Raw genomic sequence first — 12,808 nt, 5'->3', positions numbered from 1 at the left:
ATCCAGCAAGCAAGGCATTTCACTCCTGACTCTCTAGTTCAGGCAGTGTTCTCTGGCGGGTTCAAGGTCCAGCTTGGGAAGGGGTCGGCCAGGCCGGCGCTGCTTTTTTCCGTGGCTGCCAGTTCGGCATCGGTCAGCAGGCAGGCGTCAAACCGGGCAATCAGTGCGGCTTCGTCCATATTCATGCCGATCATTACCAGTTCCTGCTGGCGGTCACCCCATGGTGCTTCCCAGCGCGCCTCAATCATTGCCAGACTTTCCGGGTCTTCCGGCCAGTCTTCCCTGGCGACCGCTGCCCACCACAGGCCGGCACAGGAATGACGCGAGATGGCACCCGCCTGAGACCAGTTGCCTGCAAAATCAGGCCGACTTGCCAGCCAGAAGTAGCCTTTGGAACGTATCACTCCGGGCCATTGGCATGAAAACCAGTCCCATAGCCGTTGTGGATGGAATGGCCGGCGGGCACGGTAGACGAAACTGCTGATGCCGTATTCCTCGCTCTCCGGTACATGCTCGCCACGCAACTCGGCCAGCCATCCGGCGGCCTCTGATGCCTTGTCGAAGTCGAAGCGACCGGTATTGAGCACGCGCTTGAGGGGGACCGTGCCAAACGCGCTGCGCACGATGTCGGCGTGCGGATTGAGCGAGCGCAGAATGCTGTCGAGGCGGTCCAGCTCTTGCGGGCTCACCAGATCGGTCTTGTTCAGCACGATGACGTCACAGAATTCCACTTGTTCAACCAGCAAGTCCACCACGCGGCGTTCATCTTCTTCTCCCAGGCTTGCACCTCGGTCAGTCAGTTGGTCGCGGCAACTGTAGTCGCGCAAGAAATTACAGGCATCGACCACTGTCACCATGGTGTCCAGCCGGGCAATGTCCGACAGGCTTGCTCCATCGTCATCCCGGAAAACAAAGGTTTCCGCTACCGGTAATGGTTCGGCAATGCCGGTCGATTCGATCAGCAAGTAGTCAAAGCGCCGGGAGCGTGCCAGTCGGCCAATTTCAAGCAACAGGTCTTCACGCAGGGTGCAGCAAATGCAGCCATTGCTCATCTCGATCAGTTTTTCTTCGGCGCGGGACAAGGCTGCGCCGCCCTCGCGTACCAGGCGGGCATCGATATTGACTTCCGACATGTCGTTGACGATGACGGCAACCCGCTTGCCTTCACGGTTGTTGAGGATGTGATTGAGCAGGGTGGTTTTACCGGCACCAAGAAAGCCGGACAGCACGGTGACAGGAAGTTTTTGCATGGTTTTCTCCTTGGGAATTCAAATCGGGCGCGGGCTACCAGATTGCATCCAGCGCCAGTAGTACACGGCATGGCCCTAGCGGGTCCGGGGTGGGGGAGCGGTGAATGGCTCCGCGTCCATGATTGCCCTGCCATTGCGTTCCCTTGAGCAGAAGCAGGGAAAAGGGTGGAGCCTGCCGGATGGCCCTGGGGTTACGGATAAGCCCTGAAGTCTCGTCCGGCATCCCTTGTGCCAGGTTGCCCAGCTTGCTGCGGTCGGCGGCTTCCTCACTGAGCCATTCGGTACCCTGGCCCTGGTAGGTGCACAACATGCGCACGCCCGTCCGGTCGACATGAAAGCGCGGGCACATGGCACGATCGAGAACCTCAAGCCGCATGCCCACCTGTGGGCAGCCCAGCAGTTCGCCATAAATTTCAAGCAGATAAGCCATGTCCTGGACCAGGGCGTCACGCCCTGGCAGTGCTGCAAGTGCTGGAATATCCAGTGGCTGGCCCGGGGTGGCCAGGAGCCGGAATCCCAGCCCGAGCAAGCCTTGCTCGCCTGCAGCGGCAAAGTAGCGGGTGATGGACTCCACCGGGCTGCGCTGATACAGGCAGAGCTGCACATCTTCGTCGAAAATGCGTACAAGATCGGTCAAGCTGGCGGCATCGTGGAATGAAGTGGTGGGTGATAAAGCGCAAGGCGCTGGCTTGAGGGCGACAGTCATTGTCGTGGCTCCTGGTCATCACAGTGCCCACCGCCAACCTTGGCGATCCAGTTTTGCCTGGCAGGTGGGGGCAGCAAAATAGTTTGCACAATGTTATATCATTACATAGAATCGGCGAAGAGTTATAACATAACATTTGAAAGTGAGAATACACATGAATCGCATCACCCGCCTTGCTTCACTCCTTGCCCTGGCCTGCACATCGTTGTTGGCACAGGCATCCGGCCAGCCGATCAACGTCGTGGCTGGCGAGAATTTCTATGGCGATATTGCCCAGCAAATTGGCGGCAAGCATGTGCATGTCACCAGCATCCTGAGCAACCCGGATCAGGACCCACACCTGTTCGAAGCCAGTGCATCGACAGCCAAGGCCCTGAGTGCCGCCAGGCTGGTGGTGTACAACGGCATCGATTACGACCCGTGGATGGCCAAGCTGCTGTCCGCTGCCAAAGCACCGGGTCGCAAGGAAATCGTTGCCGGTCAATTGATGCAAAAGAAAACCGGTGACAACCCCCACCTGTGGTACGACCCGGCCACCATGCCGCTGGTGGCGAAAGCGATTGCGCTGGAGCTTGAGGCTGCGGATCCGTCCAGCAAGGCCGAGTACGAACAGAACCTGAAGCGCTTCCTGGATTCGCTGCAGGTGCTCAACAGCAAAGTAAAGTCGATACATGCCAGATACGCGGGCACGCCGGTTACCGCTACCGAGCCGGTATTCGGGTATATGGCAAGCGCACTTGGCTTGAAGATGCGTAATGAAAAATTCCAGCTGGCCGTCATGAACAACACCGAGCCGAGTGCCAGTGACGTTGCCGCCTTCGAAAACGACCTGAAAACCCATCAGGTGAAAGTGCTGTTCTACAACAGCCAGGCTTCGGACCAATCGGCCAAGCGGGTTCAGAAAATTGCCAGGGAATCCAGAGTTCCCGTGGTGGGCGTCACCGAAACCACGCCAGCAGGCAAGCACTATCAGGACTGGATGCTTGGTCAACTGAACGCGCTGCATCAAGCCTTGTTGTCCGGCAAGTGATGAACGCGCTTTCATTGCAACAGGTGACCGTTTCTTTCGCAGGAAGGACGGTCTTGTCCGACGTGAGCCTGGATATTGGCCAGGGACTCTTTATTGGCATGCTCGGCCCCAACGGAGCAGGCAAGACCACGCTGATGCGCACGATACTCGGCTTGATACAGCCGGCTGGTGGCAGCATCCAGGTACTGGGTGAGCCGGTCTCGCGCGGCAATGCTGCTATAGGTTATATCCCGCAGCTGCGCAGTCTGGCAGGTACCATGCGTTTGCGTGGCTGGGACTTTGTCGCCAGCGCTTGCAATGGTCATCGCTGGGGCCTGCCCATCCTGAACAGGGCCGAGCGGCAGGAAGTGCACTGGGCGCTCGACATGGTGGGGGCTGCCGGGCTGGCACGACGGCCCCTCATGGAAACCTCAGGGGGCGAGCGGCAGCGGCTGCTGCTGGCACAAGCCTTGTTGGGGCGGCCACGCTTGCTGCTGCTGGATGAGCCCCTGATCAGTCTGGACCCGCACCACCAGCACGGGGTAGTGACACTGGTGAGGCAAGTGCAGCAAGAATTGGGGATTACCGTGATCTTCAGCGCGCATGAACTCAATCCGCTGCTCGGTGCCATCGACCAGGTGTTGTATCTGGGACGGGGTCAGGCTGCGCTGGGCAAGGTGGACGAGGTGATTACCTCGCCGGTGTTATCGCGCTTGTATGGTTCCACCATTGATGTGATTCGCATGAAAAACCGCATTTTCGTGATGGCAGGTGATAGCGAAGTGGAAAAAGAGGAGCACTGTCACCATGCTTGAATACGATTTCATGCAGAACGCTTTCATCGCAGGGGGGCTGGTGTCCGTGCTTGCCGGTGTGGTGGGGTTCTTTCTGGTGATGCGCGGCCAGACTTTTGCCGGCCATGCCTTGTCACACGTTGGTTTTGCCGGTGCAACCGGCGCAGCGCTGCTTGGCGTGTCGCCCATGTGGGGGCTGATTGCGGTCACCTTGCTCGGCGGCGTTTCCATGGGGGCATTGGGCGAGCGCCTGCAGGGCAGTGACATCGTGATCGGCACCATCCTTTCATTGGCCCTGGGGTTGGGCATGTTGTTTCTCCATTTCTTTACTGCCTATGCCACGCAAGCCACGGCCTTGCTGTTTGGCAACGTCCTCGGGGTGAGTACCGAAACGCTATGGACATTGGCATGGCTGGGCATGGCTTGCCTGCTCTTGCTTGCCTTCATGGCCCGTCCCCTGGTGTTTGCCAGTCTGCAACCCGAGCTGGCAGAGGCCAAGGGCGTTTCTTTGCGTCATGTTTCCATGCTCTTTCTGGCCATTGTTGCCCTGACCACCGCTGAATGCATCCAGATTGTTGGCGTCTTGTTGGTCTTCACGCTGATGGTAGGGCCTGCGGCAACCGCGCAGAAACTGACTGCCCATCTCGGCGCCGGGGTGGTGTTGTCGGCGGTACTGGCACTGGCGGAAGCATGGCTTGGCATTACCCTGGCCTTCCATACGGATTGGCCAAGCAGTTTCTGGATTACCGCACTCAGTGGAGGCGCTTACCTGGCCGTGACCGCAGTGCAGGCGCAGAGCAAAAGACGCCTGCGGCACCCATCGCGTGGGGGAGGGTGAGATGAATGGGGGGCGGACATCAGGACCGCAACCCCTGTTCCAGCCCGCGCTAACACTGCAAGCCCGGAATGCGTGAAGCGGCATTGTAAGCGCTGTAAAAGCCGATGCTGCGGTATGCCCAGGCTAAGACTGGCTCACTGCCAGCAGCTGTACTTGGTCTTCTTTTCTGCGCCCGGTACTGGCAGCCTGGCATCTGTCTTTTGTGCTGCACAGATCTTCCTTGCCCGCTGTCGTGTCATGCCCCGGCGAATGCTTCCTATCACAAGCCAGTTCATTTGCCGGCATGGCCGGGCTGTCCGCAGTTGTGGCTTCAGCTGCCCATGTCCTCTTCCATCTCGCGCGCGCTCTCCAGGATGATCTGACGCAACCATTGAATGCCGGGGTCATTGGTGCGATAGCGATGCCATTGCATCATCTGGTGCATCTGCGCCAGCGGCAGCGGGCTTTCCTTCAATACCACCGGCAGCAGCGGTGCCAGCTTGTGTGCCAGGCGGCTGTGTACGGTGGCGATACGGTCCGTCCCCTGCACCAGTTCCACGCAAGAGGCAAAGCTGAAACTGGTTACCTCCACGCGTCGCGCAAAGCCCAGCTTGTTGGCCATCCATGCTTCCACCGAGCTGGAATTGGTGCCGGGCGGCACCATCACCACATGGCCGGCGTTCATGTAGCGCTCCAGCGTGAGCTCGCCTTCGGCCAAGGCGCTGCCGCGCCACACCGCGCACACGTGGCGTTCGATAAAGACTTCTTCGGCAGGGTGGTCGGGCGTGCAGAATTCCTGTGGCAGCACCAGCAAATCCACCTCGGCGCGGTCCAGCGCGCGCGTCGGGTCCTGCACCTGCGGGATCAGCGCAAAGCGGATGCGCGGCCCCTGGGCATGCGCACGCGCGATTACCCGCGGGATCAGCACGCTCAGGCTGAAATCCGATACCGAGATGCGGAATTCCCGGTTCGATTCGCCAGGAACAAACGCTGGCTTGGCCGAGATGGAGCCTTCGATTCGCCGCAGCACATCGTTGACCGCGTCGCGCAGCACCTCGGCGCGCTGCGTGGGTTGCATGCGGCGTCCAACCTGGATCAGCAATTCGTCATCGAAGTATTCACGCAGGCGCGCCAGGGCATTGCTCATGGCGGACTGGCTGAGATTGGTCTTCTCGGCGGCGCGGCTGATGTTGAGTTCGGTCAGCAGGGCATCCAGAGCGACCAGCAGGTTCAGGTCGAGCTTGTTGAAGCGCATGGACAAGTCTCCACGGTGGGCGGCCAGCGCTGCTTGCGCAGGCTTGCTGGGTGCGGTCAGGTATTGATGCCGTCCATAGCATGAATCAAAACAATCCATTTGATCAATATCAACCTCGCTCTTAATGTTGACTCATCCGCTGCACGGCCTCGCAGGGAAACACGAGAAAAGGCCGGCACGGCAAGTCGGTGGTGCTCCCCGCACCGCTGTTCTGCCTGGCCCAGACAACACGCCGCAACGGCGAAACAACAAGCCAGGCAAGGTAGGAGACTAGGAGACAAAAATGAAAACCAAACACGTACCAGCCCGGCGGCTGGCCGCTTATGCTGCCTTGAGCGTTCTGGGTGCCGGCAGCATGCAATCCGCGCTGGCCTTTGAAAGTGGCATTTCGCCATTCCCGACCGGATCGACCAGTGAATACATCGCCGCCTTGCCGCCCATTCCGGGTGTGTTCGCGGTGGAACAGTTCAACTACAGCAGTTCGAACGGCCTCTACGACAACCAGGGTAACAAGCGGCCCATTCCGTTCAAGTCCGACGCTTTCAGTTCCACCACCCGCCTGCTGGCTTCCTATGGCGTGGAATTTCTCGGTGCCAAGGTGTATTCGCAACTGGTGCTGCCGCTTGTTTCACTGCATACCGAAGTAGCGGGGCAGGGCGAGACCCACAATGGCCTCTCCAACGTCACCGTCACCCCGCTGTTGCTGCGCTGGGACGTTGCTGCCAACACCAATGTCACCTGGGGGTTCGACTTCGCCCTCAAGAGTGGTGCTTACGACCCGGCCCGTACCAGCGTGGCCGTGGGCTACAACTCCTACCAGCCGGTCCTGGCCATCCGCCACAACGACCCGGATGGCCTGGACCTGGGCATCTCCAACCGCCTGCTCTTCAATGACAAGAACAGCGATACCCACTACCGCTCTGGCTCGGCCTATGTCGCCGACTTCATTGGTGGCTGGAACTTCGGCAAGTGGAAGGTCGGCGTGACCGGCTCCTATCTGAACCAGTTCACCGACGACAGCCAGAACGGCAGCACCATCACCGGCAACCGCGCCCGCAGCTTCGCCATCGGGCCGACCATCGGCTACAACGCCGGCAGCTTCAACATCAACATGAACTACCAGCAAGGCGTGTATGCCGCCAACACGGCCAAGAGCAATGCCGTCTGGATCAACTTCGCCATGCCGCTGTGGCTGGACGGGCGGCACTGAGCTTATTGGACGCCGCATTCCCCGGCATCTCTCATCATCCAAGGAGTAAAACCATGTTCCGTTACTTCCCGACGAACTATGTCTGGAATCTTTCCGTCGATCTCGCCATCGAGATGGGCGCGCGTATCGGAGAAATCGAAGCCATGTGCGCGCCTTTGCAAGAGGCCGCCAGGCAGCCGGACGCGGAAGGCACTGCCGCCTTTCGCGCCACCTGGGCCGACATGGCAGAAAAGCTGTGCAGCCTGGCTGCCGAGGACGAAGTGCGCGGGCGCTTGCTCTCGGCCGGTGCCAAGTACAAGCGCGCAGCCAGTTATCTGCTGACCTGTGAACGCCTGCAGGGGCACGGTGCGCCGGGCCGGCTGGAACTGTACCGGCGCTTCCTGGAGGTGTTCCAGCGCGGCATTGCCTTGTCGGGCGAGAACTGCGAGCGCGTGGAAATTCCTTATGAGGGCAAGGTCATTTCCGGGCTGTATGTCCGCGCCAGCAAGGTCGATGGCCCGGCACCGGTGTTGGTCCAGCTCAATGGACTGGATTCGACCAAGGAAATGAAATACATGGTCGGCCTGCCCGGCTGGCTGGCCGAGCGTGGCGTCTCCTCGCTGGTGATCGACCAGCCCGGCACCGGCGAAGCCCTGCGCCTGCACGGTCTGACCGCACGCTTCGATGCCGAGCACTGGGCGCGCCACGTGGTGGACTGGCTGGAACAGCGCGACGACGTGGACCCGGCACGCATCGGCTGCGAAGGCGTCTCGCTGGGCGGTTACTACTGCCCGCGCGTGGTGGCCATGGAGCCGCGCTTTGCCTGCGGCGTGGTGTGGGGTGCCAATCACGACTGGCGCGACGTGCAGAAGCGCCGTCTGGAAAAAGAGGGCGACTTCCCTGTGCCGCACTACTGGCAGCACGTGTGCTGGGTGTGGGGTGCGAAGGACATCGACGATTTCATGCGCATTGCCGAAGACGTGCATCTGGATGGTGTGGTCGAGAAAATCCGCGTGCCTTTCCTGGTGACCCATGGCGAGAAGGACAGCCAGATTCCGCTCAAGTGGGCGCAGCGCACCTACGAACAACTGGTCAACAGCCCCAAGCGTGAATTGAAGATTTTCACCGAGCGCGAGGGCGGGGTGCAGCACGCCAGTTTCGACAACTCCATCAATGCCGGTCACGTCATCGCCGACTGGGTGGCCGAAACCCTGGGCGGGCGTACCAAGGCCTGATGTCTACCGCACTACGCAATACCAAAACACTCAGTCAATCAAAGGAAATACCGATGAACATCATTGGCCCCGATGCCCTGGTTTTCGGCGTGGATGATCTGCCCGCCTGCCGCCAGTACCTGCGCGACTACGGCTTGAAAGATGCAGGCGGCGACCGTTTCGAAGCCCTCGATGGCACCGCCATCGTGCTGCGCGCCGTGGACGACGCCACCCTGCCACCGGCCATGGGTACGGCCAGCCTGTTGCGCGAAACCGTCTATGGCGTGGCCGATGCCGCCACACTGGACGCCATCGAAGCCGAACTGCGCCGCGACCGCGAAGTCAGCCGTCGCGATGGCGTGGTACGCAGCGTCGATGACATGGGCTTTGCGCTGGCTTTCCAGCTGACGGTGCGGCGCGATCTGGCGCTGCCTTCCGAGCGGGTCAACAGCCCCGGCGACACCCAGCGCCCACCCAATCAGCTGGGTTTGCCTGCGGATTTGCCAGCGCTGCCACGCACGCTGTCGCATGTGGTGTATTTCGTGCCTGATGTCGCCAGGGCCGAGGCTTTTTATCAGCGCCTGGGTTTCAGCTGCACTGACCGTTTCACCGGTGTGGGGCCCTTCCTGCGCCCGGCCGGCACGCAAGATCACCACACCCTGTTCATGATCCAGACGCCGCCCTTCATGAAAGGCTGCGAACACTTCACCTTCCACATGGGCGGCCCTACTGAAGTGCTGCTGGCCGGGACCCGCTTTGTCGAGAAGGGTTACCAGAGCTTCTGGGGGCCGGGACGCCACCGCTTTGGCAGCAACTGGTTCTGGTATTTCAATTCGCCGCTGGGCTGCCATGTCGAATACGACGCCGACATGGACCTGCACGATGAACAGTGGGCCGCGCGTGAAGCTCCCATGGGCGCGGATGCCTCGCAACTGTTCCTGTTCCAGTACCGTGAGAAGTGGGCACCGGGCAGCCCGCCGCCGCCTGGCGCGGCACACTGACCCCGCCGCGCGGAGACAGCCATGTACCTGTGCCATATCAGCGAATTGCCCGAGGACGGCGCGCGCGGTTTCGATACCGCAGGCGCAGGGCAGGCCACCATCTTCCTGCTGCGCAAGGGTGAACAGCTGCGCGCCTGGCGGGACTTCTGCCCGCACCACGGCACGCCGCTGCCGTGGCGGCGTGATGCCTATCTCGATGCGGGCGGCCAGCACGTGGTCTGTGCCGCCCATGGCGCGCTGTTCGATCCGCTCAGCGGGTTATGCACGCTCGGCCCTTGCCTGGGTGACAGGCTCACCCCGGTGCCATTGCGCATCGATGACGCAGGTGGCCTGCATGTGGCCGGGGGTGAGCAGATTTAATTCGTGCAAGAAAAATTCAACAAGAAAATAAAGGAGACACATCATGACACTAGCAGCACAACGCATCCTCATCATTGGCGGTGGCTTTTCCGGCATGTCAGCCGCCATCGACCTGCGCCGCCGTGGCGCACACGTCGAACTGGTCGAACTGGACGCCCAGTGGCGCAACTATGGTGCCGGCATCAGTCTGGGACCGGCCACCCTGCGCGCCTTGAAGCAGCTGGGTGTGCTTGACGCCTTCCTGCGTGAAGGCGCAGCCGGTGACGGCGTGCGCCTGTACCTGCCGCATGGCCCGCAAGTTGCCGAATTGCCCACGCCGCGCCTGGCTGCGCCCGATGTCCCGGGCGGCGGCGCGATCCTGCGGCCGGTACTGGCCCGCATCCTGGCTGATGCCACCCGCGCCGCGGGTACCGACGTGCGCCTGGGCTGCACCTTCACCGCACTGCGCGAAGTCGGCGAGCAAGTCGAAGTGGACTTCACCGATGGCCAGACCCGTCGCTACGACCTGGTGATCGGCGCTGACGGTCTTTATTCCAAGCTGCGCGCCGAGGTCTTTCCCGACGCCCCCAAGCCGCGCTATAGCGGTCAGGCGGTATGGCGTGCGGTGCTGCCGCGCCCGCCAGAAATCGTCACGGCCACCATGTGGCTGGGGCCGCGCATCAAGCCGGGCGTCAATCCGGTTTCCCGGGACGAGATGTACCTCTTCGTCACCGAGCCGCGCCCGGTGAATGAGCATGTTGATCCGGCAACCTTTGTCAGCCATCTGCGCGGCCTGCTGGAAGGCTTCAGCGCTCCGGTGTTGCAGACCATTCGCGCGCAGATTGACGACAAGGCCCGCATCATCTTCCGTCCGCTGGAGGGCCTGCTTTTGCCGCGCCCGTGGTACCGGGGCAGGGTGGTGCTCATCGGCGACGCCGTGCATGCCACAACCCCGCACCTGGCCTCGGGTGCCTGCATCGGTATTGAAGACGCCCTGGTGCTGGCCGAGGAGCTGGCGCGCCATAGCCAGGTGCCGCTGGCCCTGTCGGCCTTCGAAGAGCGCCGCTGGGAGCGCTGCCGCATGGTGGTGGAGAACTCGGCGCGGCTGGGCGAGATCGAGGTTGAAGGCGGCGACAAGGACGAGCACTCCCGCATCATGCGCGAGTCGCATGCCGCGCTGGCGCTGCCGATCTGAATTTCCGGACGACATGGACGATTGATGTTTCTCAATTTGCGTGCAACGCAAGGAGACAAAATGATCACGAGCAATTCCAAGCGCGCGCTGGCTGCGCTGATGCTGGCGCATTGCGCCGGCATGATAGACCTGGTCGCGCTGCCGATCTGGGTTGGCACGCTGGTGGCGCATTACCACTTCCAACCCATGCAGGCCGGCTTGCTGGCTTCGCTGTTCCTGGGCGGGGCCGTGCTGGCCAGCGCCGTGCTGGCACCGTACTTCAACCCGGACACCGCGCGCTGGCAGGCCGCCATCGGTTTCAGCCTGTCGGCCCTGCTGTTTGCCGTGGCGGCGCAAACCAGCCACTACCTGCTGCTGGCTGCGCTGCATGCTGCATGCGGCATCACCACCGGGATGTCGCTGAGCGTTACGCACGGCACCATCGCCAGGGGCAGCAATCCGCATCGCGGCTTTGCGCTGGTGGGCATTGCGCTGGGTGTGTTCGCCATCCTGTTTCTCGGCGCTGCACCGCCGATTGTCGCCAGCCTGGGTGGCCCGGTGCTGTTCTATCTGTTTGCCGGTGTGATGGCCGTGGGTGCACTGGCCTGCGCCCTGGCCTTTCCGCGTCCCGAGAGCGGCGGTCTGCCACGGGTGACCCAGCCTCGCCAGCCGGTGCCGCGCCAGATCTGGTACGGCATTGTCGGCATCGCCTGCATGGGGCTGGTGCAATCGATGACCTTCAGCTTTCTGGAACGCGTCGGCAGTGATCGTGGCTTTGGCCTGAACGCCGTGACCGGCGTGCTGATCGCACTGGGCTTCGTCAACCTGCTGCCGGCCCCGCTGGCCGCGCTGCTGGAAAAACGCCTGCCGGCCCGCACCGTGCTGATGGCAGGCCCGCTGGTGCAGGCCCTGCTGGTGGTGGTGATCATGTCCTCGGTGCACTTTGCGCCCTATGCGGCGGCCGCTTCGGTGTTTGCCGCCGTGATGATCTTCACCCACACCTTTGCCTTTGGCCTGATGGCCCGCCTGGACCGCAGTGGTCGTGCCATGGCGGCCACGCCCGCCATGCTGATGACCGGTGCGGCCATCGGCCCCATCCTCGGTGGCACGCTGGTACAGGGCTGGGGTTATGCCAGCCTGGGGCCGGTGACGCTGGTACTGGGTGTGGCTGCATCGTTCTGTTTTTCGCGGCTGCCGCGCAGCAGCGCTGTTCAAACCCAGGAGGCACTGGCATGACCGCATCCTTGCAAGCCCGTCGGCGTCATCGTTTTGTCGATTTGTCCATCTATCTTGAAAACGACGTGCTCTCCGACCCGCCGCCGCTGGCGCCTAAGATCACCTACCAGACCCATGCCGACACCCTGCCGGAATTCATGGCCATGCTGCCCGGCACCCGGCCCGAGGATTATCCCGACGGCGAGGCCGCCGCTGCCGAGTGGGTAACGCTGACCACGCACAACGGCACGCATCTGGATGCGCCCTGGCATTTTCATTCCACCCAGGATGCCAAGAACGGCGGTGCACGCCCCTCGATCACCATCGACCAAGTGCCGCTGGAGTGGTGCTTCCAGCCTGGCGTCAAGCTGGACTTCCGCCATTTTCCCGATGGCTATGTCGCTACCGCCGCCGATGTGGAAGCCGAACTCAGGCGTATCGGCCACCAGCTGCAGCCGCTGGACATCGTGGTGGTCAACACCCGTGCCGGTGCGCGTTACGGACAGCCGGATTATCTCGGTGCCGGCTGCGGCATGGGCTACGAAGCCACCATGTACTTGCTGGAACGCGGTGTACGCCTGACCGGCACCGATGCCTGGAGCTGGGACGCGCCGTTTTCCTACACCGCCAGGCGCGTGGCCGAAACCGGCAACAAGGCCCTGATCTGGGAAGGGCACAAGGCCGGCCGTGACATCGGCTATTGCCACCTGGAAAAGCTGCACAATCTCGAAGCCTTGCCCGGCCACGGCTTCACCATCAGCTGCTTCCCGCACAAGATCCGTGGCGCCAGCGCCGGCTGGACGCGGGCGGTGGCGATTTTCGACGAACCCTGAATGCCTGCTTTA

The 12,808-nt window shown here is 62.0% G+C and carries 13 protein-coding genes; 10 read left to right on the top strand and 3 right to left on the bottom strand.

What is annotated here, in order from left to right:
- Nucleotides 1–38: 38 nt before the first annotated feature.
- Both zigA and ACE3SE_RS13480 read right to left on the bottom strand, forming a co-directional pair.
- Entirely contained in the window at nt 39–1,250 is a 1,212-nt protein-coding gene (zigA, locus tag ACE3SE_RS13485; RefSeq protein WP_374555979.1) for a zinc metallochaperone GTPase ZigA, read from the bottom strand.
- Between the two features lie 34 nt (nt 1,251–1,284).
- Nucleotides 1,285–1,956: a DUF1826 domain-containing protein gene (locus ACE3SE_RS13480; RefSeq protein ID WP_374555977.1), complete on the bottom strand. Its 672-nt coding sequence runs from the start codon at nt 1,954–1,956 to the stop codon at nt 1,285–1,287.
- A 154-nt stretch (nt 1,957–2,110) separates the two neighbouring features.
- Here ACE3SE_RS13480 and ACE3SE_RS13475 point away from each other — a divergent pair, with 154 nt between their 5' ends.
- The 3 genes from ACE3SE_RS13475 (at nt 2,111) to ACE3SE_RS13465 (ending at nt 4,597) form a co-directional block, all read left to right on the top strand.
- Nucleotides 2,111–2,986, top strand: a complete 876-nt coding sequence (locus ACE3SE_RS13475; protein ID WP_374555975.1) for a metal ABC transporter solute-binding protein — start codon at nt 2,111–2,113, stop codon at nt 2,984–2,986.
- A 62-nt stretch (nt 2,987–3,048) separates the two neighbouring features.
- Nucleotides 3,049–3,780, top strand: coding sequence for a metal ABC transporter ATP-binding protein (locus tag ACE3SE_RS13470; protein ID WP_374556059.1), 732 nt, complete (start codon nt 3,049–3,051; stop codon nt 3,778–3,780).
- Nucleotides 3,773–4,597: a metal ABC transporter permease gene (locus ACE3SE_RS13465; protein ID WP_374555973.1), complete on the top strand. Its 825-nt coding sequence runs from the start codon at nt 3,773–3,775 to the stop codon at nt 4,595–4,597. Before ACE3SE_RS13470 ends, ACE3SE_RS13465 begins: the two co-directional genes overlap by 8 nt.
- A gap of 310 nt (nt 4,598–4,907) precedes the next feature.
- On the opposite strand, the gene ACE3SE_RS13460 is transcribed toward ACE3SE_RS13465, so the two are convergent.
- Nucleotides 4,908–5,831 (bottom strand): LysR family transcriptional regulator, encoded by a 924-nt coding sequence (locus ACE3SE_RS13460; protein ID WP_374555971.1) that lies wholly within the window; start codon nt 5,829–5,831, stop codon nt 4,908–4,910.
- A 283-nt stretch (nt 5,832–6,114) separates the two neighbouring features.
- Between ACE3SE_RS13460 and ACE3SE_RS13455 the strand changes: the two genes are divergently transcribed.
- Genes ACE3SE_RS13455 through ACE3SE_RS13425 form a run of 7 tightly spaced genes read left to right on the top strand, consistent with a single transcriptional unit; the run spans nt 6,115 to nt 12,796 of the window.
- On the top strand, nt 6,115–7,041 hold the full coding sequence (locus ACE3SE_RS13455; protein WP_374555969.1) for a SphA family protein: 927 nt from the start codon (nt 6,115–6,117) through the stop codon (nt 7,039–7,041).
- Nucleotides 7,042–7,094: 53 nt separating this feature from the next.
- A complete protein-coding gene (locus ACE3SE_RS13450) occupies nt 7,095–8,255 on the top strand; it encodes an alpha/beta hydrolase family protein (protein WP_374555967.1) in 1,161 nt (386 codons plus the stop codon).
- A 53-nt stretch (nt 8,256–8,308) separates the two neighbouring features.
- On the top strand, nt 8,309–9,235 hold the full coding sequence (locus tag ACE3SE_RS13445; RefSeq protein WP_131360602.1) for a VOC family protein: 927 nt from the start codon (nt 8,309–8,311) through the stop codon (nt 9,233–9,235).
- A gap of 21 nt (nt 9,236–9,256) precedes the next feature.
- Complete coding sequence (locus tag ACE3SE_RS13440; RefSeq protein ID WP_131360600.1) at nt 9,257–9,595, top strand: Rieske (2Fe-2S) protein; 339 nt, start codon at nt 9,257–9,259, stop codon at nt 9,593–9,595.
- A gap of 43 nt (nt 9,596–9,638) precedes the next feature.
- Nucleotides 9,639–10,769, top strand: a complete 1,131-nt coding sequence (locus ACE3SE_RS13435) for an FAD-dependent oxidoreductase (protein ID WP_374555964.1) — start codon at nt 9,639–9,641, stop codon at nt 10,767–10,769.
- Between the two features lie 60 nt (nt 10,770–10,829).
- A complete protein-coding gene (locus ACE3SE_RS13430; protein WP_374555962.1) occupies nt 10,830–11,984 on the top strand; it encodes an MFS transporter in 1,155 nt (384 codons plus the stop codon).
- The gene (locus tag ACE3SE_RS13425; RefSeq protein WP_374555960.1) at nt 11,981–12,796 is read left to right on the top strand and encodes a cyclase family protein; all 816 of its coding nucleotides are present in this window, start codon (nt 11,981–11,983) and stop codon (nt 12,794–12,796) included. Before ACE3SE_RS13430 ends, ACE3SE_RS13425 begins: the two co-directional genes overlap by 4 nt.
- Nucleotides 12,797–12,808 lie beyond the last annotated feature (12 nt).

The organism is Aquitalea pelogenes (genome assembly GCF_041914625.1).
GTDB classification, from domain to species: Bacteria; Pseudomonadota; Gammaproteobacteria; order Burkholderiales; family Chromobacteriaceae; genus Aquitalea; species Aquitalea pelogenes.
Note: the sequence above shows the minus strand (reverse complement) of the source record. Positions and strands in the feature narration are given on the sequence as shown.